The organism is Serratia sp. CY56464 (genome assembly GCF_052168435.1).
Lineage (GTDB): Bacteria > Pseudomonadota > Gammaproteobacteria > Enterobacterales > Enterobacteriaceae > Serratia > Serratia marcescens.
Genome location: NZ_JBJNMV010000001.1, coordinates 2,708,825 through 2,735,013, shown reverse-complemented (window position 1 = coordinate 2,735,013; position 26,189 = coordinate 2,708,825). Strand labels below are relative to the sequence as shown.

30 protein-coding genes are annotated in these 26,189 nt (G+C 60.9%); 16 read left to right on the top strand and 14 right to left on the bottom strand.

The window, feature by feature from the left end:
• Nucleotides 1-2: 2 nt before the first annotated feature.
• From ACJ8KE_RS13350 to ACJ8KE_RS13330, 5 genes are all read right to left on the bottom strand, one after another.
• Nucleotides 3-707, bottom strand: coding sequence for a hypothetical protein (locus ACJ8KE_RS13350; RefSeq protein WP_016928946.1), 705 nt, complete (start codon nt 705-707; stop codon nt 3-5).
• Nucleotides 708-723: 16 nt separating this feature from the next.
• Nucleotides 724-1,899: a hypothetical protein gene (locus ACJ8KE_RS13345; protein ID WP_016928945.1), complete on the bottom strand. Its 1,176-nt coding sequence runs from the start codon at nt 1,897-1,899 to the stop codon at nt 724-726.
• Nucleotides 1,896-3,182: a hypothetical protein gene (locus ACJ8KE_RS13340; RefSeq protein WP_442517265.1), complete on the bottom strand. Its 1,287-nt coding sequence runs from the start codon at nt 3,180-3,182 to the stop codon at nt 1,896-1,898. The genes ACJ8KE_RS13345 and ACJ8KE_RS13340 overlap by 4 nt, the downstream gene beginning before the upstream one ends.
• A gap of 53 nt (nt 3,183-3,235) precedes the next feature.
• Complete coding sequence (gene cybB, locus ACJ8KE_RS13335; protein WP_079451037.1) at nt 3,236-3,760, bottom strand: cytochrome b561; 525 nt, start codon at nt 3,758-3,760, stop codon at nt 3,236-3,238.
• A gap of 269 nt (nt 3,761-4,029) precedes the next feature.
• A complete protein-coding gene (locus ACJ8KE_RS13330) occupies nt 4,030-5,631 on the bottom strand; it encodes an ABC transporter substrate-binding protein (RefSeq protein ID WP_442517264.1) in 1,602 nt (533 codons plus the stop codon).
• Nucleotides 5,632-5,805: 174 nt separating this feature from the next.
• Here ACJ8KE_RS13330 and ACJ8KE_RS13325 point away from each other — a divergent pair, with 174 nt between their 5' ends.
• Entirely contained in the window at nt 5,806-6,387 is a 582-nt protein-coding gene (locus tag ACJ8KE_RS13325) for a flavin reductase family protein (protein ID WP_047572514.1), read from the top strand.
• Here the strand turns inward: ACJ8KE_RS13325 and ACJ8KE_RS13320 are convergent.
• Nucleotides 6,384-6,764 carry a winged helix-turn-helix transcriptional regulator gene (locus ACJ8KE_RS13320; RefSeq protein WP_016928940.1) on the bottom strand — a complete coding sequence of 127 codons (381 nt, stop codon included), beginning with the start codon at nt 6,762-6,764 and terminating at the stop codon, nt 6,384-6,386. The two genes, ACJ8KE_RS13325 and ACJ8KE_RS13320, sit on opposite strands and share 4 nt — an antisense overlap.
• Nucleotides 6,765-6,848: 84 nt before the next feature.
• Between ACJ8KE_RS13320 and ACJ8KE_RS13315 the strand changes: the two genes are divergently transcribed.
• Complete coding sequence (locus ACJ8KE_RS13315) at nt 6,849-7,616, top strand: NAD(P)H-dependent oxidoreductase (protein WP_016928939.1); 768 nt, start codon at nt 6,849-6,851, stop codon at nt 7,614-7,616.
• Here the strand turns inward: ACJ8KE_RS13315 and ACJ8KE_RS13310 are convergent.
• Nucleotides 7,613-7,861 (bottom strand): hypothetical protein, encoded by a 249-nt coding sequence (locus ACJ8KE_RS13310; RefSeq protein ID WP_016928938.1) that lies wholly within the window; start codon nt 7,859-7,861, stop codon nt 7,613-7,615. The two genes, ACJ8KE_RS13315 and ACJ8KE_RS13310, sit on opposite strands and share 4 nt — an antisense overlap.
• A gap of 192 nt (nt 7,862-8,053) precedes the next feature.
• On the opposite strand from ACJ8KE_RS13310, the gene ACJ8KE_RS13305 reads away from it, so the two are divergent.
• The 3 genes from ACJ8KE_RS13305 (at nt 8,054) to feaR (ending at nt 10,244) form a co-directional block, all read left to right on the top strand.
• On the top strand, nt 8,054-8,458 hold the full coding sequence (locus tag ACJ8KE_RS13305) for an Exc2 family lipoprotein (protein ID WP_016928937.1): 405 nt from the start codon (nt 8,054-8,056) through the stop codon (nt 8,456-8,458).
• Nucleotides 8,459-8,565: 107 nt separating this feature from the next.
• The gene (locus ACJ8KE_RS13300) at nt 8,566-9,207 is read left to right on the top strand and encodes a protein disulfide oxidoreductase DsbA (protein ID WP_016928936.1); all 642 of its coding nucleotides are present in this window, start codon (nt 8,566-8,568) and stop codon (nt 9,205-9,207) included.
• 137 nt (nt 9,208-9,344) lie between these two features.
• A complete protein-coding gene (feaR, locus tag ACJ8KE_RS13295; RefSeq protein WP_240293895.1) occupies nt 9,345-10,244 on the top strand; it encodes a transcriptional regulator FeaR in 900 nt (299 codons plus the stop codon).
• Nucleotides 10,245-10,277: 33 nt separating this feature from the next.
• Here feaR and ACJ8KE_RS13290 read toward each other — a convergent pair whose 3' ends face one another.
• Nucleotides 10,278-11,777, bottom strand: coding sequence for an aldehyde dehydrogenase family protein (locus ACJ8KE_RS13290; protein ID WP_016928934.1), 1,500 nt, complete (start codon nt 11,775-11,777; stop codon nt 10,278-10,280).
• 159 nt (nt 11,778-11,936) lie between these two features.
• Complete coding sequence (gene leuE, locus ACJ8KE_RS13285; RefSeq protein WP_016928933.1) at nt 11,937-12,575, bottom strand: leucine efflux protein LeuE; 639 nt, start codon at nt 12,573-12,575, stop codon at nt 11,937-11,939.
• A 237-nt stretch (nt 12,576-12,812) separates the two neighbouring features.
• Here leuE and ada point away from each other — a divergent pair, with 237 nt between their 5' ends.
• Both ada and ACJ8KE_RS13275 read left to right on the top strand, forming a co-directional pair.
• Complete coding sequence (gene ada / locus ACJ8KE_RS13280) at nt 12,813-13,868, top strand: bifunctional DNA-binding transcriptional regulator/O6-methylguanine-DNA methyltransferase Ada (RefSeq protein ID WP_306376626.1); 1,056 nt, start codon at nt 12,813-12,815, stop codon at nt 13,866-13,868.
• The gene (locus ACJ8KE_RS13275; protein ID WP_274871031.1) at nt 13,865-14,578 is read left to right on the top strand and encodes a 2OG-Fe(II) oxygenase; all 714 of its coding nucleotides are present in this window, start codon (nt 13,865-13,867) and stop codon (nt 14,576-14,578) included. The genes ada and ACJ8KE_RS13275 overlap by 4 nt, the downstream gene beginning before the upstream one ends.
• On the opposite strand, the gene tehB is transcribed toward ACJ8KE_RS13275, so the two are convergent.
• Complete coding sequence (gene tehB / locus ACJ8KE_RS13270; RefSeq protein ID WP_016928930.1) at nt 14,573-15,436, bottom strand: SAM-dependent methyltransferase TehB; 864 nt, start codon at nt 15,434-15,436, stop codon at nt 14,573-14,575. The two genes, ACJ8KE_RS13275 and tehB, sit on opposite strands and share 6 nt — an antisense overlap.
• A gap of 178 nt (nt 15,437-15,614) precedes the next feature.
• Here tehB and ACJ8KE_RS13265 point away from each other — a divergent pair, with 178 nt between their 5' ends.
• On the top strand, nt 15,615-16,718 hold the full coding sequence (locus ACJ8KE_RS13265) for a DUF1615 domain-containing protein (RefSeq protein WP_079449625.1): 1,104 nt from the start codon (nt 15,615-15,617) through the stop codon (nt 16,716-16,718).
• Nucleotides 16,719-16,773: 55 nt separating this feature from the next.
• Here ACJ8KE_RS13265 and ACJ8KE_RS13260 read toward each other — a convergent pair whose 3' ends face one another.
• Complete coding sequence (locus tag ACJ8KE_RS13260) at nt 16,774-18,453, bottom strand: alpha-keto acid decarboxylase family protein (RefSeq protein WP_442517263.1); 1,680 nt, start codon at nt 18,451-18,453, stop codon at nt 16,774-16,776.
• 675 nt (nt 18,454-19,128) lie between these two features.
• Between ACJ8KE_RS13260 and ACJ8KE_RS13255 the strand changes: the two genes are divergently transcribed.
• The 4 genes from ACJ8KE_RS13255 (at nt 19,129) to ACJ8KE_RS13240 (ending at nt 21,284) form a co-directional block, all read left to right on the top strand.
• A complete protein-coding gene (locus ACJ8KE_RS13255) occupies nt 19,129-19,608 on the top strand; it encodes a universal stress protein (RefSeq protein ID WP_016928927.1) in 480 nt (159 codons plus the stop codon).
• A gap of 156 nt (nt 19,609-19,764) precedes the next feature.
• Nucleotides 19,765-20,355: a lipid IV(A) palmitoyltransferase PagP gene (gene pagP, locus ACJ8KE_RS13250; protein WP_028128205.1), complete on the top strand. Its 591-nt coding sequence runs from the start codon at nt 19,765-19,767 to the stop codon at nt 20,353-20,355.
• Between the two features lie 126 nt (nt 20,356-20,481).
• Entirely contained in the window at nt 20,482-20,970 is a 489-nt protein-coding gene (locus ACJ8KE_RS13245) for a DUF2501 domain-containing protein (protein ID WP_079449624.1), read from the top strand.
• A 50-nt stretch (nt 20,971-21,020) separates the two neighbouring features.
• A complete protein-coding gene (locus ACJ8KE_RS13240; protein WP_016928925.1) occupies nt 21,021-21,284 on the top strand; it encodes a putative hemolysin in 264 nt (87 codons plus the stop codon).
• A gap of 35 nt (nt 21,285-21,319) precedes the next feature.
• Here ACJ8KE_RS13240 and ACJ8KE_RS13235 read toward each other — a convergent pair whose 3' ends face one another.
• A complete protein-coding gene (locus ACJ8KE_RS13235) occupies nt 21,320-21,844 on the bottom strand; it encodes a hypothetical protein (RefSeq protein WP_232036913.1) in 525 nt (174 codons plus the stop codon).
• Nucleotides 21,786-22,076 (bottom strand): hypothetical protein, encoded by a 291-nt coding sequence (locus ACJ8KE_RS13230; protein WP_228988477.1) that lies wholly within the window; start codon nt 22,074-22,076, stop codon nt 21,786-21,788. The genes ACJ8KE_RS13235 and ACJ8KE_RS13230 overlap by 59 nt, the downstream gene beginning before the upstream one ends.
• A 34-nt stretch (nt 22,077-22,110) precedes the next feature.
• On the opposite strand from ACJ8KE_RS13230, the gene ACJ8KE_RS13225 reads away from it, so the two are divergent.
• Entirely contained in the window at nt 22,111-22,893 is a 783-nt protein-coding gene (locus ACJ8KE_RS13225; protein WP_110146716.1) for a DeoR/GlpR family DNA-binding transcription regulator, read from the top strand.
• Nucleotides 22,894-22,895: 2 nt separating this feature from the next.
• A complete protein-coding gene (locus ACJ8KE_RS13220) occupies nt 22,896-23,279 on the top strand; it encodes a VOC family protein (RefSeq protein ID WP_199561516.1) in 384 nt (127 codons plus the stop codon).
• Here ACJ8KE_RS13220 and ACJ8KE_RS13215 read toward each other — a convergent pair whose 3' ends face one another.
• Nucleotides 23,280-24,188, bottom strand: a complete 909-nt coding sequence (locus tag ACJ8KE_RS13215; RefSeq protein ID WP_033634044.1) for a LysR family transcriptional regulator — start codon at nt 24,186-24,188, stop codon at nt 23,280-23,282.
• Nucleotides 24,189-24,313: 125 nt separating this feature from the next.
• On the opposite strand from ACJ8KE_RS13215, the gene ACJ8KE_RS13210 reads away from it, so the two are divergent.
• Both ACJ8KE_RS13210 and ycaC read left to right on the top strand, forming a co-directional pair.
• Nucleotides 24,314-25,195: a pirin family protein gene (locus ACJ8KE_RS13210; RefSeq protein ID WP_079449621.1), complete on the top strand. Its 882-nt coding sequence runs from the start codon at nt 24,314-24,316 to the stop codon at nt 25,193-25,195.
• A 118-nt stretch (nt 25,196-25,313) separates the two neighbouring features.
• On the top strand, nt 25,314-25,940 hold the full coding sequence (gene ycaC, locus ACJ8KE_RS13205; protein WP_004928476.1) for an isochorismate family cysteine hydrolase YcaC: 627 nt from the start codon (nt 25,314-25,316) through the stop codon (nt 25,938-25,940).
• Nucleotides 25,941-26,189 lie beyond the last annotated feature (249 nt).

Genomic DNA, 26,189 nt, shown 5'->3' with positions numbered 1-26,189 from the left:
GCTTAAGGCAACACCCTGACTTCGCCGTTGTGCAAGGTCAGCACCGCGATTGGGCTGCCGGAGAAGCACTCCTTAAAGATCCAGTCGCTGGGCCGAAACGCCGCCGCAGGCAGGCCGGCTTGCCACTCCTCCCACTGCGGGGCCGGCTTATCCGGCGGTAAAGAGAAAGAGACCAGCCAACCGGCTTCGCAGTGCGCCATTTGACCGGTTGGGCGGGTGAAAGTATGCGCATCTGCCAGCTCCATCACCGGCGGTAAAACCTCGAAGGCGATGATCGGCACGCCGGCCACGCTCTGCGGCTGAGGAAAGCGCACGGCGGTCACGCCGTTCATCGTGATGGGGCTGTCTTCGGTGCCGGGCTGGCGCGGCTCCTGCCGGTTTACCCAGCTGCCTTTTGGCAGGGTGATTTCACCGAACGGTTTCGCCGCCTCGAGCGTCAGGTAACTGCGCCGATTCCAGCGTTCTTCCGCCCGCTGGCTCTTGAGATCCTGAAGGGCAATGTCGATCAGCATCAGCGCGAACGCCACCGGGTAGATCGCCAGCGCCGAGGCCAACAGATAGCCGCCCCAGGAAAGCGGCGGGCGCGGGCGGCCGCAGCGGGCGGCGGCGTATCGCCAGCCCCACCAGGCGAGCAGGATGCCGGCGAGCAGCAGGGCCAATAACAGCGCCAGCAGGCCGGCGGCGCCGGCGCCATAACCTAACAGCATGGCAAGTTCCTTATGTTCACGGCGTGGTGGAGCGATAGCGAACGAAGTAGGGCAGCGCCGGGGTCTCCCCGTCATCGTCATAGTGGCTTTCCGGTTCGATCACGGTTTGGCGCGTGTCGTCGCGCCCGTTGTACCGGTACTCCAACGGCTGTCGGTAGCGCACTTCGGATGAGCGCAGATCGAAAATCAGCGAAAGACGCGCATCGCCGTTATCCGTTTGGGCGACCAGCTTATCGTTGCCCGCCCAGAGCTGATACAGCGATTTATCGCCGGTCTCCAGCAGCACCTTCAACTGCCCGTCGGATTGATAACGCAGAAGCTGATACAGTCCTCTGTCCAGCGTTTGCGCGATCAGGTAGATGCCGCCGTCCGGGGCCTGCGCGCTTTCCTTGACGCGCACCAGCAGCCAATGCAGTTCAGTCACCTCGCCGGTTTTACCGTTAACGGCGATGTGTAACGCGCCGGAGCCGAGCACCGGGTTCATCCAGAAATGCACGCGATCGCCATCAACGGCGGTAAAAATCTCGGGCATGGATTTGCGCTTACCGGAGGCGTAAGCCGTCGGTGAGTCCTCTTCGCCGCGCTCAAAGCCCAGCAGTTGCCGCGCGTCCAGCAGCGCCGGCAGCTCCAGCGTCTGCCGCCAATGGGCGCCGAAGTCCGGGCTGTAGAATACGCCTTCGGTGCTGATGAGATACAGCGCGCGTTTTCCCGGTTGCGCCACCAGTTTGCCGCCGACAAAGGAAGGCCGGTTGTCGTCGCCCTCCGGCCAGGGGATCAGCGCCCCGATGGTGCCCCGTTGCACATCAACCAGCCTGCGGCCCTCAGAGAGAAAAAGCACGCACTCCTGCTCGCCGCAAACCGCATCGTGGATCAAGTCGTCGAGTTCCCCCAGCATCTGTAACCCTTTTGGGCCGGCAAACAGCACCTGGCTGAGGTAGTTGGCCGCCCAGCCGTAAAAGCTATTGTATGCGCGGTCTTCACTTCTTTTGCTGGTGAGCAGCAGAGCGCCGTCCTGCGCCGGGTAGCTGTGGATGAGATCGTAACGGGCTATCGTCGGCAACGCCTGGTCGCCCTGAGTCCATTGCCACTGCGCATAGCGTTGCTCAGGGGCGAGCAAATAGACGCCCAGCGCGCTGGCCAAAAACAGCGTCAGGATAATAAGGGGTCTTTTATAAAGCGCTAACGTCATCATTTCAGCTCCGTCACCTGAGCCTGCCGCCATAACCTGCGGCGCAGATTTCGCAGGTATTTAAACGTTTTAAACGTGCGGTGCTGGTCAAAAGAGTACAGGCGGCAGATCTGGGCGAACCCCTCGATCAACAGCGCCAGGCCGCTGACCATCAGCATCAGCAGCAGAATAATCGGCGGCAATTCGCTGCCGAGACGCTTCAGGGTCCAGGCATCCAGATAAAAGCCCGCCGGGGTATCGGCGTTATCCACTACCGTCATGCCGAGCACAAAACACGCCACGATTGCCCCAAAAATGAAGACAACGCGCGCGCACAGGTTAAGGCCGGCTTCGGTGAAGTAGCGATTGCCGCCGATGAGATAGGTTTGGCGATCGCGATGATTGATGATCCCACGCACCGTCGGCAACTCGGGGACGGTGTCGTTCTCGCAATACAGCACCTGCAGCGGATCGCCTTTGGCGATGAAAAGCGGATGTTGCCGACGAAATACCGGATGCAGTTTGGTATTGGGGACATTGAGCGCGCGGGTCGTCAACGCAAAGTGCGTCTCCTTCTGGCGCCACGCATACGTATCCAAATACTGCACCTGCCGCCGGAGTTCATAGTGGCGGAGTTCGTAGCTCAGGGCGTTGACCGTCTCGATGTCGGAGGCTTCGACGCCCTCGGGGAGGGGGAACTCGGTTTGTGGCGTTGCGGGCACTGGCGCGGCGTCTGCGCGGACGGCTCGGTATTTGATGCCGGGGATTTTCAGGCTGAGCGAGCCGGGCGGCGTGACGTCTTGCCCCTGCAGCACGCGATCCAGCGCCCGGAGCAGGCGCCTGCGGCCGCGGTGCCCGATCAGCAGGAGCTCCGAACCGATGAACAGCACCATGCCGATGCCGATAAGGCCGGCGATGATGGCGATAAAGAACAGGACGATGGTCAGCCAGGAATCTTCCCCGTCCATGATGAAAAAGGCCGCCGGGAAACCGCCGGCCAGCACCGCGCCCAGCAGCAGCAGGGTGAAGTATTTCAGCTTGTATTTCAGCGTTCTGTCCGGCTCCAGCCGGCCTTTTGTCCCGTGCAGCAGCCAGTGCAGCCAGTAGCTGCCGTCTTGCAGGCGGTGGGCGCCGATCTTCACCCGATCGCCGGCGGCGAGCCTGGCCAGCAGATTTTCGCTGTCGCTGAAGTCGTCACGGTAAAAAAAGAATGTCTGGCCGGAGGCGATGATCCTCACCAGGTTGTCGGGCGCCGTCTGCTGGCAGGCGCATTGTTCGACGGTCACATTAAAAAATTGGGTTTGCATATCATTCCCTGTCAGCGGGCGTGGCCCGAAAATTCTTCCCTGGCGCCGGCTGGTCAGCGCTTTTTCATCAGCGGCAGCATGCGCACCAGCGCATTGTCCTTGACGATATAGTGGTGGAACAGCGCGGCGGTGGCATGCAGGCCGATCAGCCAGTAGCCGAATGACGCCAGCGTTTTGTGCCAGCCGATAATCGTCCGCGCCTGCGGCCGATCGGCCACGTCGGCGAACGGCATCGGCAGGCCGAACAGAAACCACTCCTTGCCGCCCAGATAGCGCGAATACACCCCCAGCACCGGCAGCGTCAGCAGCAGCAGGTAAATCAGGGTGTGCGTCAGGTGCGCCAGGCCGGTTTGCCACTTCGGTGGTTTGGGCGCGATGGCGGGTGAGGGGCGGCGCCAGCGCAGGAACAGGCGGGCGATCATCAGCGCAAACACCGTTACGCCGCAGCTGAAGTGGGTGACAACCAGCACGTACCAGGGGGCGCTGCCCGGTTCGGCAAAGCCCCGCAGCTCGATGGTGACGCAGGTGATGACCAGCAGGATCGCCACCAGCCAGTGCAGGCGAATTTGCCACGGCATGTAGGTGTTCTGCACCGGGTTACCTTTTGATGTTAAAGGGTCTGTGCGCCGATGGTAACGAAATGTTACATCGGAGGAAAGCGCGTGCGCGCAATTTAGGCAAAACGCCAGGTTCAACTCACTTATTAAGCTATTGGTTTAGGGGGATATGCGCCTGGCGATAGGTGAGCGTCGCAAGTTATGAAGCTAATAAACGATAGGTTCAGAGGCTGGCAGCTTATTAAGCGATGAAGCGGATTACGCCGCAGCCCTCGCTGCGGCGCCTGAGATCAGTTCAATTTGGCCTTGGCGAAGTCGCTGCCGTTCACGTCCACCACGTAGCCGCTCAGGTTGCTGCGGGTGGCGTAGAACACTTTGCCGGTGGCCAGCGGCAGCCACGGCGCCTGTTTGGCGAAGATCACCTGCGCCTGTTGATACAGCTTGGCGCGCGTCTGTGGCTGGTTCTCCTGGATCGCCTGCTGGATCAGCCGGTCGTAATCCTTATCACACCAGCGCGCCACATTGGCGCCGCTCTGCACGCCGGCGCAGCCGAGCAGGGTGGCGAAGTTGTCCGGATCGCCATTGTCCGATACCCAGCCGTACAGCGCGCTCTGTTGCTCGCCTTTGCGCAGCCCGGCCAGATACTGGCCCCACTCCCAGGTGACGATCTTGGCTTTCACGCCCACCTTCGCCCAGTCGCTCTGGATCATCTCGGCGATGCGTTTCGAGTTCGGGTTGTAAGGGCGCTGTACCGGCATCGACCAAATGTCGGTTTCAAAGCCCTGTTCCAGCCCTGCCTGCTTCAGCAGCTCGCGCGCCTTCTGCGGATCGTAGGCGTACTCCGGCAATTTGTCGTTGTAGCCCAGCATGCCCGGCGGCAGCAGCGAATTGGCCGGCGTGCCGCTGTCTTTGAACACCGCGGCGACGATCGCTTTCTTGTCTACCGCGTAGCTCAGCGCCTGGCGCACCAGCAGGTTGTCGAACGGTTTTTTCTGGGTGTTGAACGCCAGATAGCCGACGTTCAGCCCGGTAATGTCGTGCAGCTGCAGGTTGCCGTCGGCCTTGATGGCGGCGAACTGTTCCGGCAGCGGCGCGGGGATGATTTGGCATTCGTTGGTTTTCAGCTTGGCCAGCCGGGTTTGCGGATCCGGCGTAATCGAGAAGATCAGGTGCTTGCTGGCCACTTCGCCCTGCCAGTAGTGCGGGTTGGCGGTGTAGCGGATCAGCGAATCCTGCTTGTACTGCTGCAGCGCAAACGGCCCGGTGCCGATCGGCCAGTTGTCGACGTATTCCGGCGTGCCCTTTTTCAGCATCGCGTCGGCGTATTCGGCGGACAGGATCGAGGCGAAATCCATCGCCCAGTCGGCGACGAAGGCGGCGTTGGGCTGGCTCAGCGTGAAGCGCACGTGATGCTCGTCCACCGCTTCCACCTTGGTGATCAGCTTATCCAGGCCCATGTCGGTGAAGTATTCATAGTTGCCGCCGGAGACCTTGTGATACGGGTTAGCGGGATCCTTCTGCCGCATCACGGTGAACACCACATCTTCGGCGTTGAAGTCGCGCGTTGGGGTGAAGTATTTGTTGCTGTTGAATTTCACGCCCTGGCGCAGAGTAAAGATGTAGGTCTTGCCGTCCGGGCTGACGCTCCACTCGGTGGCCAGCGACGGGGCGGGGGTTTTATCGCTTTCGCGCAGCGTCACCAAGCGGTTGTACAGCACCTGCGAGGTGGCGATAAAGGTCGGCCCGGAGCTGGAGAGCTGCGGGTTGAACGATTCCGGCGAGGCGACGGTGCAGTACACCAGCGCATCGGAAGCGGCCAGCGCGCCGCCCGCCGACAACAGGCCGCAGCCGGCCAGCACCAATCCGGCGATAGGGTGTTTTAAAAACGTCAAGGCAAGATCCTCAGGTGGAGTGGGCCGTTACCGGCGAATTGATCTAACTATAGATAACGGATGGCGAGATCGGGAACAAGCGTCTCATCGGTGCATTCTGTGCGCCCCGCGTTGCTTGCCTTTACGGCGCAGATCTACACTGCTGGGCAAACAGTCACTCGCAAGGATTTCCCGATGAGCCACTTTCGTCCTGTCGCCCTCGAACACGCCAGCCGCCTGCTGAACCACGGCCCGACGGTATTGATCACCAGCCGCAGCCGCGACGGCGCCAAACGCAACGTGATGGCCGCCGCCTGGTCGATGCCGGTGGAGTTCAGCCCGCCGCGCATCGCCATTGTGGTGGACAAAGGGGCGCACAGCCGGCAAATGATCGAGGAGAGCGGCGCATTCGGCATTTGCGTGCCGGCGGCCATGTTCATCGACGCCACCTACGCGGTCGGCAGCATGTCCGGGCTGGATGACGACAAGTTCGCCCGCTTTCACATCGCCGCAGCGCCGAGCGCTACGCTGCAGGTGCCGCTGATCGAACAGGGTTGCGTGGCGTGGCTGGAGTGCCGCTTATTACCGGAAAGCGGCGCGCAGGAAAAATACGACACCTGCTTCGGCGAGGTGTTGAGCGCGGCGGCGGACGAGCGGGTGTTCCAGCAAGGGCGCTGGAACTTCACCGCCGCCAATGCGGATCTGCACACCATTCATCATCTGGGGGCCGGCAACTTCGTGCGCAGCGGCGAGACGCTGCGGGCCAAACCGCTTTAATCGGCTTCGCGCCCGCGGTCGGCATCATAGCGCTCGCGGGCGGCGTCCAGCTCGGGGAAATGGTATTCCGCCCATCGGTCCAGCGCAGTCAGCGTCTCGACCAGCGAGCGGGCGACGGCGCTGAGCCGGTATTCCACATGCGCCTGATTCTTTTCACTTAAATCCAGCCGTTCGAGCAGCCCGTTGCGTTCCAGCTGGCGCAGCGTTTGCGTCAGCACCTTCTGCGAAATGCCGTCGATGCGGCGCAGCAGCTCGCCGTTGCGCATCGGGCGCTGCGCCAGCGCAGGCAGGATCAGCATCACCCACTTGCCGGAAATCAGCGCCAGCGCATCGCGCGCGGAACACTTGCTCGAATAGACGTCGCCGGGATAAGCCATTGGGGGTTACCTTCAGGTGCGTAATTGCCAAGGGGGCGATAAAGCCACAGCATAACAGCACCACCTTACAACGGGAGACACAGGATGAACGTGCTGATTGTGCTGGCTCACCCCGAGCCGCATTCTTTCAATGCTCATTTGGCCGAACAGGCGCGGCAGGCCTGGCTGGCGCAGGGGCATCAGGTGAAAACGGTCGATCTGTATCAGGAGGGGTTTGATCCGCGCGAGGGCGCCGGCCACTACCCCAGCAGAAAGCAGGCGGACAGGTTCGATGCGATGCAGGAACAGCGCCATCACTGGACGATCCAGGCGCTGCCGGCGGAGATCCGGCGGCATATCGAGTTGCTGCGCTGGGCGGATACGCTGGTGCTGCAGTTCCCTTTCTGGTGGTTCGGCGCGCCGGCCATCATCAAGGGCTGGATGGATCGGGTGTTCGTTTACGGCGGGATCTACGACAGCCGCCACCGCCATGAGAATGGCGTGATGCGCGGCAAGCGGGCGCTGCTGACCGTCACCGCCGGCGCTTCCGCACAGGCCTGTGCGCCGGACGGGCGCGACGGCGACATGCGGCTGATGCTGTGGCCAATCATGCATGCGCTGCACTATATCGGCTTTAGCGTGCTGGAGCCGTTCCTGGTCTATGGCGTGCGCGGCGGGTTGGCGGGTGAAGCTCTGCAGGCGCAAAACGCCGCGTTGGCGCAGGTGACACAGGCGTACCGGGACGGTTTGAACGCGTTTTCCGCCTGGCCGGCGGTACCGTTCAATCGCAATGAAGATTTTGACGCCGATCTGGCGCTGAAGCCCGGCGCGCCGGTGTACAGCCCGTTCGTGCGGCACTGCGATCCGGTTTAAAACCCGGCCTTCAGCAGTTCCTCGCGCAAATCGTCGATAATCGCCGGTTCGATGTCGGGGAACTGCTGCTGAATATCGGCGATGGCTTCGGCCACGCTGGGGCCGGCGAAAGTGCCGGAGAAGGGCACCAGCGGCAGATTCGCGTCGCTGTCCGGCAGTTCACCGCGGATGGTGCCGGTGATCATGCCCGCTTTTTTTTCCGCCGTGAGGTCGTACTCCCCCACGTTTTTGTCGATCGGTTTCATTGGCCGCCTCGCTGTCGGTGAGTGTTTACCCTGTCTGTTAAAGCATAGTGTTTCAGGCAATGAATACCAATCAATGTATATAATATTAATATAAAACAAAGTGATGCGCGATTTGTCGTTTGACGTTCACCGGGGGCTGGCGCTATGCTCGTGGCGCTAAAGGAACCTTTCTCACTGACAGGGACAGACGACATGAAAAGACTGAAAAGCGCGGCGCTGTTGTTGCCGCTGTTGGCGCTCAGCGCCTGCACTCATCACCTCAGCAGCGCCGAGCAGCATGCCAAACACTACGTTTATCAAACCCGCGACGACTTCGATCCGCAATTCCGCACCGATGTGAACGGCAGCATTAAAAACGCCGTGCCGATGTTCGAACAGTTCTACCAGCAGGGGAAAAAGGATCGCGCGGCGGGCGTGGCGCGCAGCGAGGCGCAGAAAAAGGCCGATTACCTGGCCAGCGCGGAGTTCCAGCAGAACATGGAACACAAAACCATTTTCATCAATCGCGCCTACAGCAGCGCCGACAATCCTAAGCGCCGCCAGGTGCTCTCGCAGGAAGCGGTGGGTGCCTATTGGGACGGCTACGAAGGACGCTGACTTAATCCCTCACAAATAGAAGGTAATAAAAACTGGTCTTCTGGCGGTTATTTGATTATAAAAACCGCCGCTAAGGACGATGTTCATAGATGAAACCAGGAGTGTTTATGTTGGCAAAAGTTAAGCGTTCGTTCGCCGCCGCCGTCGTATTGATGTTGTCGCTGCCCGCGGTTCAGGCCGCGGATTACCGTGCTGGCGAGCAATATACCCGGCTGGATAAGCCGGTGGCCGCCGCGCCGGCGGTGGTGGAGTTCTTCTCCTTCTACTGCGGCCCTTGCTATCAGTTCGCCGAAACCTACCGCGTAGGCGGCACCGTGGCGCAGGCGCTGCCCGCCGGTGAGAAAGTCACCAAATATCACGTCAGCCTGATGGGCAAACTGGGCAATGCGCTGACCGAAGCCTGGGCGGTGGCGACGGTGCTGGGCGTGGAAGACAAGATTGAAGGCGCGATGTTCGACGCGGTGCAGAAACAGCGCGCCGTCAACGGCGCCGACGATATTCAGCGGGTGTTTACGGCGGCCGGCATCGATGCCGCCACCTATGAAAACGCGCGCCACAGCCTGCTGGTCAAAGGATTGATCGCCAAGCAGAACGAAGCGGTGAAAGCGTTCGAGGTGCGCGGCACCCCGTCGTTCTACGTGGCAGGCAAATACAAGATAGACAATGCCGGCATGGCCAGCACCAGCGTTGAAGGCTACGCCAAAGAGTACGCGGCGGTGGTGCGTTATCTGTTGGATACGCAGCCTTAAGGCGATGCTTCCCGGCGCTCGATGATCTGTGATCGCGGCGCCAAATCCCCCGCTCGCCATTGATTGTGTGTTAACGGATTGTTATGGTGTTTTTCTGTTCAACGGCGCAGCACCGCTGCTGTTTGAAGGGAGAGATCATGACGGCATTGGCAACGCTCCGGGACGTCGGCTTCGAAGAGTGGCTGGGGAAAATCAACACCGCCTGCGGCCGATTCTGCGCGAAAACGTTGGGGCCCGGCTTCAGCGGGGCGATGCAGGAGTTTCGCGCCCATGCCCTGCGCCTGAGCGTGGTCGACGTGTCTCAGGCCCGGCTGTACCGCACGCCGCGTGAGATCGCCCGCAGCGACGGCGCGCACTTTTTCACTGTCATCCAGTTGCGCGGCAGCGCGTTGATGGAGCAGGGCGATCGCCAAACGGTGCTCTCTCCCGGCGACATGACGCTGATCGACGCCTCACTGCCCAGCAGCTTCACCTTCCAGCGCGATTCGCGCCAAATCTCTTTGCTATTGCCGCGCGGCTGCCTGCCGCTGCCGCCGCCTTGCGCCCAGCGTCTGGGGGCCGAGCTCAGCGCGGTGCGCCTTAGCCGCCAGCTGGTGCTGAGCAGCATGCAGGATCCTCAGCTCGCCGCGGCGGAAAGCGAGGCGGTGCTGAATGCGCTGGCGGCGCTGCTGCGCCCGGCGTTGGCGCTCGAACAGGCGCGCCCGGAGGGGCAGCAACCGGTCTTCGACAAGGCGCTGGCGTTGATCGACAGGCATATTCAGTCGGCGCAGCTGCGCCCTGAGTGGGTGGCGGCCGAGTTGGGGGTGTCGTTACGCAGCCTGTATCGGCTGTTCGCCCGTCAGGGGCTGGTGGTGGCGCAGTACATCAGGAACCGCAGGCTGGATCTGTGCGCGCAGGCGCTGCGCAGCGCCGCCGGGCAGGAAAAGCTGGCCGGGGTCGGCCTCGACTGGGGCTTCGCCGATCACAGCCATTTCTCGACCGCTTTCAAGCAGCGTTTCGGCATGTCGCCGAGCGAATACCGTCGGCAGTATCAGTAAATCAGGGCGCGGGCCAGGCCCGCGCCGCTGCACTCAATAGCGGATGCAGACCGATTTCGACTCGGTGTAGGCATCCAGCCAATCCGGCCCGAAATCGCGGCCGCTGCCCGACTGTTTGAACCCGCCGAACGGCATGTTCGGGTCGATCAGCGTATGGGTGTTGACCCACACGGTGCCGGCCTGAATGCGCGGCGTCAGCGCCATCGCCTGCTGCAGGCTGGTGGTCCACAGGCTGGCGGTCAGCCCAAAGTCGGTGTCATTGGCCTTGCTCAGCGCCTCTTCGGCGCTCGCCACCCGGATCAGGTTGACCACCGGGCCGAACACTTCCTCGCGCGTCAGGTTCAGCCGATCGTCCGGGTTGATCACCAGCGTCGGCGGAATGTAGAAGCCGTTGGCGTCCGGCCCGGCCGCGCCGCCGATAAGCTCGGCGTTTTTCGCCCGGGCGTCGTCCAGGTAGGCCGCCACCTTGTTGCGGTGTGCGAGCGACACCAGCGGGTTGATTTGTGCGCCGGTATCCATCCCCGGCCCGACCGACAGCGATTTCACCGCCTGTTCGAATCCGGCTACCAGCCGATCATAAATCGGCGCTTCAATATAAATTCGCGAGCTGGCGGCGCACACCTGCCCTTGGTTGAGGAAACTGCCGAGCATCAGGCCTTCGATCACCTGCTGCGGATCGGCATCTTTCAGCACGATGGCCGGGTTTTTGCCGCCCAGCTCCAGCGTCACGCGGGTCAGGCGATCCGCCGCCGCGCGCGCGATGCTTTTGCCCACCGGGGTGGAGCCGGTAAAGCTGACTTTGGCGATCAGCGGATGTTCGGTCAGCGCCTTGCCGCACACGGTGCCGCGGCCGGTGACCACGTTGAACACGCCCGGCGGCACGCCGGCTTCGCTCGCCAGTTCGGCGATGCGCAGCAGGGTGAGCGGGGTGGTTTCCGACGGCTTGATGACGATGGAGCAGCCCGCCGCCAGCGCCGGCATCACTTTCCACATGCCGATCATCAGCGGGAAGTTCCAGGGCACGATGCCGGCGACCACGCCGATTGGCTCTTTGCGGGTATAAACCTGATATTTGGCGCCCGGCGGCATCGGAATGGAGACGTCCAGCGTCTGGCCGGTGATTTTGGTCGCCAGCCCGGCGGTGTAACGCATCCAGTTCAGGGTGCTGCCGACTTCGAAAGCGCGGGCGATGTTGATGGATTTGCCCTGCTCCAGGGTTTCGAGCTGCGCCAGCTCTTCGGCGTGCTGCTCCACCAGATCGGCGAAGCGCAGCAGGATGCGTTCGCGCTCTACCGGCAGACGCTGCGCCCAGACGCCTTCGCTGAAGGCTTTGTGGGCGGACTGCACCGCCAGCGCGACGTCGTGTTCGTTGGCGTCGGCGGTGGTGGCGATCTGCTGCCCATTGGCGGGGTTATACACCGCCAGGCGGCCTTCCGCGGCGGACGCGCGCCACTGGCCGTCGATATACAGCCCATGCTGACGATCGAGAAAACGCGACACGCTATCCAGCACGGCTACGGTATTGTCAGACATACATCCTCCGATCAGGCTCATCAGGTTATCGTTAACCCTGAGAGTCTAGATCAGCGGTAAAGCGGCGGCTTTGCTCTGCCTGACATTCGGTTTGTCCTGCGTGTCATTTTGCCGTGACGGAACAGTAAACCGCGGCCGGCGGGCGCCGGCCGGGAGGGATCACGAGCTCAGGGTCGCCAGACGGGTGGCGAAACCGAGGAACAGCAGGCCGATCAGGCCGTTGCCGAGCTTCGCCAGGCCTTTCTTGTGATTGAAGAAATGCGCCAGCATCGCGCCGGAGAAGATCAGCGTGCTCATGTAGATAAAGCTGACGGCTTCGAGGATCAGCGCCAGAATGGTGAACGACAGCCCGGTGTGCGCGTAGTTAAAGTCGATGAACTGGACGAAGAACGACACGTAAAACAGAATAGCTTTCGGGTTGGTCAGGCTCAGCGTCAGCGACTTGCGCAGAATGCTGTGGCCGCCTTCAATTTGCTGCTGTTGCGCCTGCGCCTTCTGCACGAAGGTGGCGTAGAGGATTTTTGCGCCGAGGAACAGCAGGTAAATCGCGCCGAGAAAACGTACCAGGGTAAACAAGAACGGCGTGGTGCGGATCAGCGAAGCCACGCCGATATAGGCGCAGAAGATCAGGATCGCATCGCCGATAAACACGCCCAGCGCCGCGGTATAGCCGGCGCGAACGCCGCGCGATACGCCGGTTTTCAGCACGTACAGCGTATTCGGCCCCGGCAGAATGATGATGAAGACCACCCCGGCCAAATAGGTCCATAAATTCAGGACGCCAAAACTCTCTAACACAATAACCTCTCCATGCGCGCAACTAACAGGCAGAAACACTGGCCACGCCCGTGGCCGGCCGCGATCCTAACGCCGTGCAACCGGGTTGGCAACGTAATAAACTTCATGTTGTTGGTTAAAAATTGTCGAAACATTGTTGAAAACGTCGGCATCGAATTAAAAAGCAAGAGTCGGCGTGTTTCGCCAACGGCTCGTCACTATGCTGGTTAACATCGAAACCGCAGTGAGGAACGGATGATGAAAAACGTAATCGACAGCGCCGATCCGCGCTGGCTGGCGATCGTCAGCCGCGACAAGCACGCCGACGGCCGCTTTATCTACGCGGTGAAAACCACCGGCGTGTATTGCTCGCCTTCCTGCCCGTCACGCCAGCCGAATCGGCAAAACGTGGAGCTGTTCGACGATGCGGAGCAGGCGGAGGCGGCGGGTTATCGGCCCTGCAAACGCTGCCGGCAAGGGCTGACGCCGCTGACGGAACAACATGCGCGGCAGATAGCCGCGGCCTGCCGCTATATCGAACGGGCGGAAAAAGCGCCGTCACTGCAGACGCTGGCGCGCCACGTCGGGTTGAGCCAATACCATTTCCACCGGCTGTTCAAAGCGATCACCGGCCTGACGCCGAAAGGCTACGCCGATGCGCAGCGCAGCCAGCGCTTGCGCGCCAGTCTTACACTGCGGGAAACGGTGACCGACGCGATCTTCGACGCCGGCTATGGCGCCAATGGCCGCTTCTACCAGCAGGCCAGCGCCGCGCTGGGCATGACGCCGAAGGCCTATCGGGCGGGCGGCAAAAGCATGCGCATCCATTTCGCCGTCGGGCGCTGTTCGCTGGGCGAGATCCTGGCGGCGCAGAGCGAGGTGGGCATCTGCGCCATTCTGCTGGGGGACGATGCGCAGCAGCTGGTGCAGGATCTGCAGGACAAATTCCCCAACGCCGAGCTGATCGGCGGCGATGCGCAGTATGAAGCGCTGATGGCGCAGGTGGTGGGCCTGATTGAAGCGCCGGAGAACGGGCTGGCGCTGCCGCTGGATATTCGCGGCACCGCGTTTCAACAGCGAGTCTGGCGGGCGCTGCAGGCGATACCGGTCGGCGAAACCGTCAGCTATGCCGATATCGCCCGGCGCATTGGGGCGCCCAAAGCGGTGCGCGCGGTGGCCGGCGCCTGCGCCGCCAACATGCTGGCGGTGGCGATCCCCTGCCACCGGGTGGTGCGCAACGACGGCGCCTTGTCCGGCTATCGCTGGGGCGTCGAGCGCAAGAAAGCCTTGCTGGAAAAAGAGGCGCAGCGATGAGCGGCGCGCTGGCGGCCCGGCTGGCCGAATTGGACTGGGCGGCGATTGAGTGCGAACTCGATGCGCAGGGCTGCGCGCGGCTGCCCGGCGTGCTCAGCCAAGAGCTGTGCCGCGAGCTGACAGCGCTCTACCCGCAGGATGCGCACTTCCGCAGCCGCATCGTAATGGCGAAGCACGGTTTTGGCCGCGGCGAGTACCGCTATTTCGCCTATCCGTTGCCGCCGCCGGTGGCCGAGGCGCGCAACCTGATGTATGCACGGCTGGCGCCGGTGGCCAACCGCTGGAACGCCTTGTTGGGCCTGGCGGCGCGCTATCCCGCCGAACACGAAGCCTACCTGGCCGAATGCCACCGGGCCGGCCAACGGCGGCCGACGCCGCTGCTGTTGCGCTACGAAACAGGGGATTACAACTGCCTGCATCAGGATCTGTACGGCGAGCGGGTGTTTCCGCTGCAGGTGGCGTTTTTGCTCTCCGTCCCCGAACGGGATTTCACCGGCGGCGAATTTGTGCTGACCGAACAGCGGCCTCGGATGCAGAGCCGGCCGGAGGTGGTGCCACTGCAGCAGGGCGACGCGGTGGTGTTCGCCGTGCATCACCGGCCGGTGGCGGGAATGAAAGGTTACTATCGGGTCAATCTGCGCCACGGCGTCAGCCGGATACGCACCGGCCAACGCCATACGCTGGGGGTGATCTTTCACGACGCGCTATAGCTTGCGCGCCAGCAGGGTGGCGAAGCGCAGCGAGATGCGGTTGCCGTTGGCGTCGGTCTTATGCAGTTGGCCGACGTCTTCGTTGTATTTGAGGATTTCCCAGTCGCGATAATAATGCTTCAGCTCACCCGGGCTGAAGGTGAACGGGAACGGCAGCGGGCAGGGATAATCTTCGGTATCCATCGCCGCCACGATCAGGTTATGGCCGCCGCGCACGGTGCTGTCCTGCATGTTTTGCACGATATGCGGGATTTGCTGCCGCTCGAGGAACATCAACACCACGGTGGACAGGATGAAGTCATATTCGCCGCTGAAGCGGTGAGTATTGAGATCCTGCACCCCGGCGCGCAGGCGGGTCAGCTGCTCGGCGTCGACGATCTGGTTGAGGCGAGCTATCGACGGCGCGTGCTTGTCCCAGGCGGTGACGTCGAAACCTTTCAGATTGAGATAGAGCGAATTGCGGCCGCCGCCGCAGCCCAGATCCAGCGCCTTGCCCGGCGCGATGCGCGCCGCCGCCTCGATCACTTCGGAGTGGGTGCGCGTCAGTTCGTATTTCTTGTGGTAGTAATCTTCCGGCGTGCAGTAAAACGCCAGCCGGCAGGTCATGTCGTCCGAGAAGGAAACGATGCGATGCCACTGCTGCGGCGCGATAAACGGCGGCTGGCTTTCGGGGCTGAACTGCCAGGTTTCGGTGGTGGCGCCGTCTTCGGTCATCATGGCGAACGTCAGGTTGCCGCTCAGCACGGTGAGCTTCGCCCAGGTGCCGCTCTGGGTGTTGTGGCGCTGGCGGAAGGCTTCCGGCAGCGTATCGCTGTTCCATTCCGGCAGGGTTTTATAGCAAAGTAGCTGCTGCTCCATAGGGGGCTCCTCTGGCTGGGTGAGCAAAGTGATTTATATGATGTATATAAAATACATCTTTATCGATCGTTTGAACATAGCGGCCTGATGGAAAGGTGCGGCGGTATCTTTATACTGGATTGTGCGCGGCGGCTGGGCTAATTTCAGTGCTGTTCATGTCATCACGTTCAGGGAAAAGATGCCGATACCTCGTTTATTCCACCCGATGCCCTTCCGTTGGCTGAGCCTGGCCGCGCTGCTGGCGCTGGCGGGCTGTACCAGCAAGACCACCACCACGGCGCCGGCGGCGCGTCCCGCCGACGTCAAAGCCCGACTGATGACGCTGATCCCGGCCAACGCCGGCGATCGTCAGGGCTGGGCCACCGATATTACCGCCGCCTTTGCCGCGCAGGGCATCGAACCGAGCGATGAGAACCTGTGTTCGGTGCTGGCGGTGACCGAACAAGAGTCGACGTTCCAGGCTAACCCGCAGGTGCCGGGGCTGCCGAAGATCGCCTGGAAAGAGATCGACCGCCGCGCCGATCAGATGCATATCCCGAACTTTTTGGTGCATACCGCGTTGAAGATCTCGTCGTCGAACGGCCAGAGCTACAGCGAGCGTCTGGATAAGGTGCGCACGGAGAAGGATCTGAGCGATATCTTCGATGACATGATCGACCGCGTGCCGATGGGACAGAAACTGTTCGGCCATTTGAACCCGGTACATACCGGCGGCCCGATGCAGGTGAGCATCGCCTTCGCCGAGGCGCACGCCAAAGGGTATCCTTATCCGGTCGACGGCTCGATTCGCCGCGAAGTTTTCAGCCGGCGCGGCGGTATGTACTTCGGCATTATGCATTTGCTGGGGTACCCGGCCGATTACAGCCGGCCGATTTACCGCTTTGCCGACTTCAACGCCGGCTGGTACGCCAGCCGCAACGCGGCGTTCCAAAACGCGGTCAGCCGGGCGAGCGCCATTCCGCTGGCGCTGGACGGCGATCTGATCGACTTCAGCAGCGACAAGCCCGGCTCGACCGAGCTGGCGGTGCGCACGCTCGGCAAGCGCCTGAACATGAGCGACAGCGCCATTCGCCGGGCGCTTGAGAAAGGCGATACGGCTGACTTTGCCGATACCGACCTGTATAAGAAGGTCTTTGCGTTGGCGGGCGGCAAGCTGCCGCGTGAGATGCTGCCGGGCATTCAGCTGGAAAGCCCGAAAATCACCCGCAAGCTGACCACCGCCTGGTTCGCCAAGCGGGTGGATGAACGCCGCCAGCGTTGCATGGCGCGCGCCGGCGGGTAACGGCATGAAAAACGCCGCCGGCGGCCTGAACCACCGGCGGCGCGATCATCGCGCCTCAGGCGCTGCGGCGCGGGTTGGTCAGGCCGAAGTTAAAGCTGTTGCAGCGGTTACAGAACTCTTTCATCACTGGCGGCGTGTCCATCATCGGCACTTTCACCTCGATAAACGCCAGCCGATCCTGCCGCGAGGCGTGTTCCAGGGCCATTTCCAACTGTTGTGTGGTTTCCACCGCCACGCTGAACGGCTGCGCCTGGGTATTCAATACCGCCGGCAGTTTGGTGTAGTCCCACGGGCTGATGTCGTTGTAGGACGAGTTTTCGCCGAGGATATAGCGTTCGATGGTGTAACCGTCATTGTTGATCAGGAAGATGATCGGTTTTTGTTCACAGCGCAGCAGGGTGGACACTTCCTGCGCGGTAAGCTGGAAGGAGCCGTCGCCGATGAACAGCAGGTGACGGCGCTCAGGAGCCGCCATCAGGGTGCCGAGCAGCGCCGGCAGGGTATAACCGATCGAGCCCCAAATCGGTTGGTTGACCACCTTGACGCCGCCCGGCATGCGCATGCCGCCGATGGCCGCGCCCGAGGTGCCGTTTTCCACCACCACCACATCATCCGCCTGAATGAAGCGTTGGATCCGCTGCCACAGATAGGCCTGGTCGAGAGGCGCGTCGCTCGGCGTCGCCAGCTTGTCACGCGGATCGGCCAGCGGTGATAAACGCTGCGCCGGCGCGTCTTCGCTCAGGTCCAACAGCGCCTGCAGCAGATCCGCCGTCGACACCGCCGGGTAGGAAGTCTTGTCCAGCGTCATCGAGAACGGCTGAATATCCACCTGAGCGGCGGCGGGAATTTGCTGCGAGAAATAGCCGGTGGTGGAGTCCACCAGACGCACGCCGAAACTCAGCACGCAGTCCGAGTGGGCCATGCGTTCATAGAGTTCGGGGCGCGATAGGTTGCCGCTGTAGCCGCCCATCCAACCGGCGGTATCTTCCGGAATAATGCATTTGGCGGTTGGCATATTGGTCAGCGGAATGGCAAAGCGGTGAGCGACGGCGATAACCTGCTGCTGCAACCGATAACGATCCACCATTTGGTCGACAAATATGATCGGGCGCTGCGCGCGTTTTATTTTGGTTAACAGCGCCATCGCCGCTAATTGCACATTGTATTTATCGCTTGCCGGCAACTGCGGCGGTGCTGCGGCTGCGGCAACTTCAATTTCGACATCGCAAATATCAGACGGCAGCTGTAAATATACCGGTTTCTTCTCTATCCAGGCGTGAGAAATAACGCGTGGAATTTCCTGAGCGGCATTTTCCGGCGTGATCAGAGCCTGAGCGACGGTGAATTGTTTAAAGCAGTTCATGACGTTGTCGAAATTGCCGTCGCCCAGGGTATGGTGCAATAGCTGATGATTCTTCATCGCGTGCAGCGGCGGCGTGCCGGCGATGCAGACCACAGGTGAAGATTCGGCATAGGCGCCGGCGATGCCGGACAACGCGGCCAGATCGCCGACGCCGTAGGTGACGATCAGCGCGCCGGCGCCTTTCATCCGTGCGTAGCCGTCAGCGGCGTAAGAGGCGTTCAATTCATTGCAGTTGCCGACAAATGTCAGCCGTTCGTCGCTTTCCAACAGCTCCAGCAGGCTGAGGTTATAGTCGCCGGGCACGCCGTAAATACGATCGACGCTCAGGGCATGAAGCTGTTGCAGAATGAATGACCCGATAGTTATTTTCATTGATTGCTCCGGATTATTTATCTTTATTTTGTCAGGCGAAAATCAGCAAAAATAAATTGCTGGCGATGTTGTGTCGTTAGCATTAACAGTTATTTAAAGTCTCGGCTTGTTCAAGATAAGGAGGGCGGCCGGTGAATAGGCGGTTTGTATTCGGCGCTTTACGCGATTGAGTAATACATAAAAAGTAGGGTTATTGGATATTGGGAAGAGACGGTATTTTTCATTGACGGTATATCGGCAGAGAAGCGGCGGCGCATTGGCATTTATCGTGATGCAGGGCGAGACATCCGGTACTTTTGACGCCGCGTTAAGTCCCATCGGGTGGCGTAACGCTTTTTGCCTGAGAAAGAAAAGCAGAGCCTGGCGTAAAGGGGCATTTTGGTGATCCGCCGCACGCTTATTTCACGAAACCATCCCGTAACCAATAAAAAACAAAAAATTAACAATAAGGTTTTTTTATTCGGTCATGGTTGTCAGTTTTGCTTTACAGATGCCGCAATGCGCGCCGCGTCGGGCCGGTGTAAAAATGGGCCGTCACGGGCGTTAATATAACGTGGCGGTCATCACATTCTGTGGGAAGTGATACGTAAACTTTTCTCTACGTGTGCGCGGATGGCGTATACCTACCAGAGGGGATCATATCCCAGTAGTGCTGGCCTGGGAGGGGGAAGTGTGATGAAAGGCTATCGGCATATTTTGGTACTGATTCATAACGAGCGTGATGGGCTGCCGTTGCTGAGTCAAGCGGCGGCGATGGTGCGCGGGCAGCCAATCGCCCTCACTGTCGGCCATCTTAACGCCGACTATGCGGAGCTGGAGTACGGCAGCGATGCGTTAATCAAGGATCGCCAGGCGCAGGAAGTGATCGCCGCCAAGGCGATGCTGAGCCGGTTGGTGAGCGCCGTCGATGTGCCGGTCGCGGTCAAGGAGATTGTCACCATAAGGCGCTTTAAGGACGTGAGCGATTTTATTCACCAGGCCGGCATCGATCTGGTGGTGGTCGGGCACCAAAACCGCCTGTTCGGCCTCTATTCCTCTTATTCCCTGGCGTTTGTGAACCGTCTCGATGTCGATGTGTTGGTCAAGCACCTTGCTCGCGAGTCGCGTGCGACAAAGCGGACTTTTCCCACGGTTTTGCCGCCCGAAAGGCGATAGCATGCGGATATCGGTACGGTCTGTCATGAATTATTGGGAATTTTCCGGTGCTAAACTTAACCAAAGCACAACGGGCGTTGGATAAATTAGATACGGCTTGATCTTGCCCGGGCTATCGGTAAAAATCTGCGGCCGTATTTTTACAGGAGCTTTACGATGTTTCTAAAACGGACTCTTTTGGCGTGTTCTCTGGCGTTGATATTTCCTGCACTGCCTTCGTACGCTGAGGTTGGTGCAGAAAGTGGCAATGCCGCACAGGCTGAAAAACCGGGTTTATGGCAGCGTTTTACCGATAACGTGGCGGAGACCTGGAACAACTCGCCTAACCACGATCTCTATATCCCGGCCATCACCTGGCACAACCGTTGGACTTATGATGATGAGCATATCGATAAGTACAACGAACGCCCGTGGGGCGCCGGTTACGGCATCTCCCGCTACGACAGCGACGGTGACTGGCACGGCATCTATATCATGGCGTTCAAGGACTCCTTCAACAAATGGGAGCCGATCGGCGGTTATGCCTACGAGAAGATCTGGCGCCCGCTGGATGACAAGGATTTTCGCCTGGGGCTGGGCTTCACCGCCAGCGTCACCGCGCGCGACAACTGGAATTACATCCCTATCCCGGCGCCGCTGCCGCTGGCCTCTATCGGCTATCAGCGGCTGACGTTCCAGGCGACCTACATTCCCGGCACCTATAACAACGGCAACGTGTTCTTCGCCTGGCTGCGCTGGCAGTTCTAAACTTCCTGAATTCCGAAAAACGGCGCGGCGGCGAGATAAAAGGAACTTGTCGCCGCCGACGGCGTCGGAAGGGTATCCCGGCGCGCTGCGCCGATTGCATGCCGTTATGACAGGAGTTTCACCACTATGATCACCAAACATCGTTTATTTCTGGCTTTGGCGCTGTCCGCTACCCTGGCCAGCGGCGCCACCCAGGCCGCCGGGCTGATGGATTCCCTCAGCAGCGCGGCGGGCGAACTGAGCAAGTCGGGCGGCGACAGCAGCGGCGGCATGTCGCTCTCCTCGTTGACCGGCCTGCTGAACGGCGGCGACAAGGCGTTGAGCTCCAGCAGCATGACCAATGCCGCCGGTATCCTGCAGTACTGCGTGAAAAACAACGTGCTGTCGGCTAACGGTGCCGAAGGGGTGAAAGATCAGCTGCTCAGCAAGCTGGGCATCACCAGCACCGAAAACGCCAAGAGCCAGGATTATCAGCAGGGCCTGGGCGGCTTGCTGCAGACCGGCGAAGGCAAGAGTCTGGATCTGAACAGCCTGGGCACCTCGCAGATCACCGAGAAGGTGAAGCAAAAAGCCTGCGATCTGGTGCTGAAACAGGGCAAATCCTTTATTTCATGATGAGCGAACGGCGGAGCGCTCCGCCGTTCGTTTTTGCATAAGCTGAAAAAATGAAAAAAACGTTGATGCTTTCCCTGCTGGCAGGGATGACGATGTTGCAGGGGTGTTCCGTGAAATCCAATGAGGCGCCGCCACCGCCGCAGGTGAAACCGATCGGCATGGCGAACCCGGCCGATGTGTACTGCACCCAAATCGGCGGCAAGTTGAACGCCAAAGAGAATGCGGCAGGCCAGTATTCCACCTGTACCTTGCCGAGTGGGCAGGAAATTGAAAGCTGGGAACTGTTCCGCCGCGATCATCCGGTGAAAAAGTAACCTATGCGGCGCCGGCTCTTCCGCCCGGCGCCCGATCAGAATTGGCGATCGCCTATCGGCTGCAGCTGCAGGCTGCCATCCTTCTGTAGCGTCAGCGGCATGCGCCAATCGCGCTGTTTATCCAGGTTGAACGGCCGGGAGCGGAACATGCAGCCGGTCTTGATGTTCTTGATTTTCATCACGTGTTCCGCGTCCGCATTGATTTTTACCTCGAAGCTGCCGGCGGGCGGAATAAAGACTTCCGCCAGCTGTTGCGGCGCCGCCGGCGTTTCCAGTTTGACCAGCACCGCGAAATCGTTGCCCTGATTATCCAGCGTCAGCCGATGCAGGCCGGATGCGGGCAGCCGCGTCGGCTGATGCAGATAACCGGCTGAGGCGGGCCACGGCTGGCCGACATTGTCGTGCAACGGCCCACCGCACTGTTCGCGCGCCTCTCGCAGCGGCATTTCGCGCTTGATTGCGCGATTGTAATCGGCGGGGGCGGCGAGGCTGAATTCGTCGTCATATTGGTGGGCGCGCAGATAGCGCTTGGCGCCGAGCACCCCAACGGCGACCAGCATGAAGAACAAAAATATCCTCAGGCGATTTTTGAAAATCAGCCCGAACAGCTTCCCGGGGAGTTGAAACAGCCACCTTGCGATCGTCAATAACATCGTTTTCCCTTAGCGCCCAAGCCGTTACGTCTGCGGTAACTTCGCTTGCCTCAGTATAGCCAACATCCCGCAGGCGAAAATCCTGCCCGGCGATTTTTCTTCCGCCCTGGATTGTACGTTTTTGTTTGTTTGTGTACATTTGTGATCACTTTTAGCGTCACCGGATTGACATGATGTCCAAACTGTTACCGAATGAGCGTCACCAGGCCATTCTTGACACGCTCCGCCAACAGGGGCGGGTGCTGGCCCTGGAGATGGCGCAGCGGCTGAACACCACCGAAGCGACCATCCGCCGCGATCTGCGCCAGCTGGCGGCGCAGAACCTGTGCAAACGCATCTATGGCGGCGCGCTGGCGCCGACGCCGGCCGAGGGGCCCGTTGCGACGCGCATTGCGCTCAGCGGTGACGAGAAGCTGGCGCTGGCGCAAACCGCGCTGGGGGTGATCGGTGAAGAACAGCTGATCTTCCTCGACGCCGGCAGCACCCACCTGTATCTGGCGGATCTGTTGCCGCGCGATCGGCGTTTAACGGTGGTGACCAATGCATTGAGCATCGCCGGCAAAATGCTGGAGCGGCCGGGGATCCGCACCATCCTGATCGGTGGCGAGTTGGATGCGCAGGTCGGCGGCTGCGTGGACGCCAAGGCCGCGGAAGAAATCGACGGTTTCCATTTCGATTTGGTGTTCACCGGCATTTGCGCCTACGACCCGGCCGGCGGCTTCTCCGCGTTGAGCTACCAGGACGCCACCTTCAAAAAGCGGCTGTTGACGCGCGCCGGCAGCGTGGCGGTGCTGTGCACCCGCGACAAGCTCAATACCTACGCCCCTTACACCTTCCTGCCCGCCGGGCGGGTGGATCATCTGGTGACGGCGCGCGGCGCGCACCCGCAGCTTGAGCTGCAGGTGGCGCAGGGCGGCGGCCAGGTTTGGCACAGCGATTTACCGACCGGAGAATGATGATGAAAATAGCCCATGTTGCTCTGTGGACCCGTGACATCGACGCGCAGCTGGCATTTTGGCTGCGCTATTTCAACGGTGCAGCGGGGGAGGAGTATGTCAGCCGCAATCGGCCGGGGTTCGTTTCCCGCTTCGTCAGCCTGGCGGCCGGGCCGTCGCTGGAGATCATGCGCGTGCCGACGTTGCTGCCGGCACAGGCGCAGGAGGAGCGGGTCGGTTGGGCGCACATCGCGCTGTCGCTGGGGGATGAGCGGCAGGTCGATCGGTTGGCGCAGCGCGCGCAGCAGGAGGGCATTTTGCTGTCCGCGCCGCGCTGGACCGGCGACGGTTTCTACGAGGCCGTCATTCGCGATCCAGACGGCAATGCGATCGAAATCACCGCCTGATCACTCTTCTTCAATGCTGGCGAACTGCTCGCCCAGATAGTCGAGCAGCAGCCGCACCGCCGGCAGCAGGCCGCGGCGCGACGGGTAAACCGCATGCACCACGCCGCCCTGCGGCTGCCAGCCCGGCAACAGTTGCACCAGCTCGCCGCGCAGCATGTCGTCGCGCATCATCATCGCCGGCAACTGAACGATGCCGGCGCCGGCGATGGCGGCGGTGCGCAGCATCAGCATGTCGTCGGTGACCAGCCGCGGCGTGTGTTCCCACTCCACCCGTTCACCCTGCGGGCCGGTCAGCCGCCATTGGTGCTGACCGCGCGCCGGGCCGAGATCGAGCGTCGGGTATTTACGCAGGTCTTCCGGCGTGTGCGCCGGCCCGAGGGTGCGCACCAGCGCCGGGCTGGCGGCGACGCACCAGGTGCGCTGCGCCAGGATCTTCAGCACCAGATCGCTGTCCTCCAGCGGCGGCGGCCGCACGCGGATCGCCAGATCCAATCCTTCCCCCACCACGTCCACCCGGCGGTTGGTGGCCTCCAGATGCACCGTCACCTTGGGATAATCGGCCATAAAGGCCGCCACCATACTGCCGACGCGAGTGTGCAGGATCGCCACCGGGCAGGACATGCGCACCGTGCCGCAGGGCTCGGCGCGCGTCTGTTCGATCGCCTGCTGCGCCGCTTCCGCTTCCACCAGCATCGCCTTGCAGTGCGCGTAATAGGTTTGGCCGACCTCGGTCACCGAGAAGCGCCGCGTTGAACGCTGGATCAGGCGCACGCCCAACCGCTCCTCCAGCAGCGCCACGCGGCGGCTGAGCTTGGATTTGGGAATGCCCAGCGCCCGGCCGGCGGGGGCGAATCCCTGGTGATCGACCACGCTGGCGAAGAAAAACAGATCGTTCAGATCGGTCAGCATCGTACCCCTTATCGTTCTATCAGTAGAACGCTGAGTGTACATCTTGCCTACTACTGCAGCAAACTCCGGCGGATTAAACTTCTGACATCAACTTAAGGCCGTGAGGTCTGAAACGGGAGTTCAAGATGAAAAAAATCCTCGGTATTCACAACAGCCCGGAAGCGCATTGGGTCGGTAACGGTTTCCTGGTGAATTCGCTGTTCTCTTATAACGATTTGGGGGCGGAAATGAGCCCGTTCCTGCTGCTGGATCACGCGGCGCCAACCAAATTCCGCTCCGCCTCCGGCACCCGTGGCGTGGGTCAGCATCCGCATCGCGGGTTTGAAACGGTGACCATCGTCTATCAGGGCGAAGTGGAACACCGCGACTCGACCGGCAGCGGCGGGGTGATTGGCCCCGGCGACGTCCAGTGGATGACCGCCGCCTCCGGCATCCTGCACGAAGAGTTCCATTCGCGGGACTTCTCGCGCAAGGGCGGCACCATGGAAATGGTGCAGCTGTGGGTCAACCTGCCGGCCAAGGACAAAATGGCCGAGCCGGGTTACCAGACGCTGTTGAACGCCGATATTCCGGTGGTTCCGCTGGCGGACGGCGCAGGGCAGGTGCGGGTGATCGCCGGTGATTTTGACGGCCACGCCGGCCCGGCACGCACTTTCAGCCCGCTCAACGTGTGGGACATGAAGCTGAATGCCGGCCATACCACCACGCTGACGGTGAAAGAAGGCCATACGCTGGCGCTGGTGATGCTGCACGGCGCGATCCTGGTCAACGGCGAAGACGTGGTGCGTGAAACCCAAATGGTGCGTTTCGACCGGGCGGGGGATTCGATCACCATCGAAGCCAACAACGACGTCGCGCTGCTGGTGCTGAGCGGCGAACCGATCGATGAGCCTATCGTCGGCTACGGCCCGTTCGTCATGAACAGCGACGCGGAAATCCAGCAGGCGTTCCGCGATTTCAACAGCGGCAAGTTCGGCAGCATGAACGCCGAAGCGAGCGCCGGTTGAACTTTGGCGCCTGGGGCGGGCCGTGTTTCCCGGCTCAGGCGCTACACTTAAACCTCAACGCCCCGCCGCAAGGCGGGGCGTTCCATCCGCAACATCAACCCCCCACAGGAGTAAAACCATGACTGCAAACTACAAGCGCCTCGACAAAGACCAGGCCGCCGTATTGCTGGTGGATCATCAGGCAGGGCTGCTTTCGCTGGTGCGTGATATCGATCCCGATCGGTTTAAAAACAACGTGCTGGCGCTGGGTGATTTAGCGAAGTACTTCAACCTGCCGACCATTCTCACCACCAGTTTCGAAAACGGCCCCAATGGCCCGCTGGTGCCGGAACTGAAAGCCCAATTTCCCGATGCTCCCTTTATTCCGCGCCCCGGCCAGATCAACGCCTGGGACAACGATGACTTCGTCAAAGCGGTAAAAGCCACCGGCCGCAAGCAGCTGATCATCGCCGGCGTAGTGACCGAAGTGTGCGTGGCATTCCCGGCGCTGTCGGCGCTCAATGAAGGTTTCGAGGTCTTTGTGGTGACCGACGCCTCCGGCACCTTCAATGAGCTGACGCGTCAGTCGGCCTGGAGCCGCATGGAAGCCGCCGGCGCGCAGCTGATGACCTGGTTCGGCGTCGCCTGCGAGCTGCACCGTGACTGGCGTAACGATATCGAAGGGCTGGGCACGCTGTTCTCCAACCATATCCCGGACTACCGCAACCTGATGACCAGCTATAACACGCTGACGAACGGTAAGTAACGCGATAGATGGGCAGTATTTGCTGCCCATCATTTGTATTTGGATTCTGTATAAGTACCAACCAGCAATGGTTCACTCGCTATAAATTCCCATCTGTTAATACTTCTCTCTTTTTTATTGTGATCGGCTATAGGTCTTTGCGCTTCCATTTTGATTAAGGCTATTTGTTCTGCTATATAACTAATAATTAATGTTAATTTTATTAAATATTGACGGAGTTCTATTTAAGAGCCCCGCTTTGTTGCAAGA

Excerpts from the sequence above, each read along its gene's own strand:
- ACJ8KE_RS13350 (WP_016928946.1), bottom strand. The coding sequence starts at position 707 with ATGCTGTTAGGTTATGGCGCCGGCGCCGCCGGCCTGCTGGCGCTGTTA.
- ACJ8KE_RS13345 (WP_016928945.1), bottom strand. The coding sequence starts at position 1,899 with ATGATGACGTTAGCGCTTTATAAAAGACCCCTTATTATCCTGACGCTG.
- ACJ8KE_RS13340 (WP_442517265.1), bottom strand. The coding sequence starts at position 3,182 with ATGCAAACCCAATTTTTTAATGTGACCGTCGAACAATGCGCCTGCCAG.
- cybB (WP_079451037.1), bottom strand. The coding sequence starts at position 3,760 with ATGCCGTGGCAAATTCGCCTGCACTGGCTGGTGGCGATCCTGCTGGTC.
- ACJ8KE_RS13325 (WP_047572514.1), top strand. The coding sequence starts at position 5,806 with ATGAGCCACTTTCGTCCTGTCGCCCTCGAACACGCCAGCCGCCTGCTG.
- ACJ8KE_RS13320 (WP_016928940.1), bottom strand. The coding sequence starts at position 6,764 with ATGGCTTATCCCGGCGACGTCTATTCGAGCAAGTGTTCCGCGCGCGAT.
- ACJ8KE_RS13315 (WP_016928939.1), top strand. The coding sequence starts at position 6,849 with ATGAACGTGCTGATTGTGCTGGCTCACCCCGAGCCGCATTCTTTCAAT.
- ACJ8KE_RS13310 (WP_016928938.1), bottom strand. The coding sequence starts at position 7,861 with ATGAAACCGATCGACAAAAACGTGGGGGAGTACGACCTCACGGCGGAA.
- ACJ8KE_RS13305 (WP_016928937.1), top strand. The coding sequence starts at position 8,054 with ATGAAAAGACTGAAAAGCGCGGCGCTGTTGTTGCCGCTGTTGGCGCTC.
- ACJ8KE_RS13300 (WP_016928936.1), top strand. The coding sequence starts at position 8,566 with ATGTTGGCAAAAGTTAAGCGTTCGTTCGCCGCCGCCGTCGTATTGATG.
- feaR (WP_240293895.1), top strand. The coding sequence starts at position 9,345 with ATGACGGCATTGGCAACGCTCCGGGACGTCGGCTTCGAAGAGTGGCTG.
- ACJ8KE_RS13290 (WP_016928934.1), bottom strand. The coding sequence starts at position 11,777 with ATGTCTGACAATACCGTAGCCGTGCTGGATAGCGTGTCGCGTTTTCTC.
- ada (WP_306376626.1), top strand. The coding sequence starts at position 12,813 with ATGAAAAACGTAATCGACAGCGCCGATCCGCGCTGGCTGGCGATCGTC.
- ACJ8KE_RS13275 (WP_274871031.1), top strand. The coding sequence starts at position 13,865 with ATGAGCGGCGCGCTGGCGGCCCGGCTGGCCGAATTGGACTGGGCGGCG.
- tehB (WP_016928930.1), bottom strand. The coding sequence starts at position 15,436 with ATGGAGCAGCAGCTACTTTGCTATAAAACCCTGCCGGAATGGAACAGC.
- ACJ8KE_RS13265 (WP_079449625.1), top strand. The coding sequence starts at position 15,615 with ATGCCGATACCTCGTTTATTCCACCCGATGCCCTTCCGTTGGCTGAGC.
- ACJ8KE_RS13260 (WP_442517263.1), bottom strand. The coding sequence starts at position 18,453 with ATGAAAATAACTATCGGGTCATTCATTCTGCAACAGCTTCATGCCCTG.
- ACJ8KE_RS13255 (WP_016928927.1), top strand. The coding sequence starts at position 19,129 with ATGAAAGGCTATCGGCATATTTTGGTACTGATTCATAACGAGCGTGAT.
- pagP (WP_028128205.1), top strand. The coding sequence starts at position 19,765 with ATGTTTCTAAAACGGACTCTTTTGGCGTGTTCTCTGGCGTTGATATTT.
- ACJ8KE_RS13245 (WP_079449624.1), top strand. The coding sequence starts at position 20,482 with ATGATCACCAAACATCGTTTATTTCTGGCTTTGGCGCTGTCCGCTACC.
- ACJ8KE_RS13240 (WP_016928925.1), top strand. The coding sequence starts at position 21,021 with ATGAAAAAAACGTTGATGCTTTCCCTGCTGGCAGGGATGACGATGTTG.
- ACJ8KE_RS13235 (WP_232036913.1), bottom strand. The coding sequence starts at position 21,844 with ATGCTGGTCGCCGTTGGGGTGCTCGGCGCCAAGCGCTATCTGCGCGCC.
- ACJ8KE_RS13230 (WP_228988477.1), bottom strand. The coding sequence starts at position 22,076 with ATGTACACAAACAAACAAAAACGTACAATCCAGGGCGGAAGAAAAATC.
- ACJ8KE_RS13225 (WP_110146716.1), top strand. The coding sequence starts at position 22,111 with ATGTCCAAACTGTTACCGAATGAGCGTCACCAGGCCATTCTTGACACG.
- ACJ8KE_RS13220 (WP_199561516.1), top strand. The coding sequence starts at position 22,896 with ATGAAAATAGCCCATGTTGCTCTGTGGACCCGTGACATCGACGCGCAG.
- ACJ8KE_RS13215 (WP_033634044.1), bottom strand. The coding sequence starts at position 24,188 with ATGCTGACCGATCTGAACGATCTGTTTTTCTTCGCCAGCGTGGTCGAT.
- ACJ8KE_RS13210 (WP_079449621.1), top strand. The coding sequence starts at position 24,314 with ATGAAAAAAATCCTCGGTATTCACAACAGCCCGGAAGCGCATTGGGTC.
- ycaC (WP_004928476.1), top strand. The coding sequence starts at position 25,314 with ATGACTGCAAACTACAAGCGCCTCGACAAAGACCAGGCCGCCGTATTG.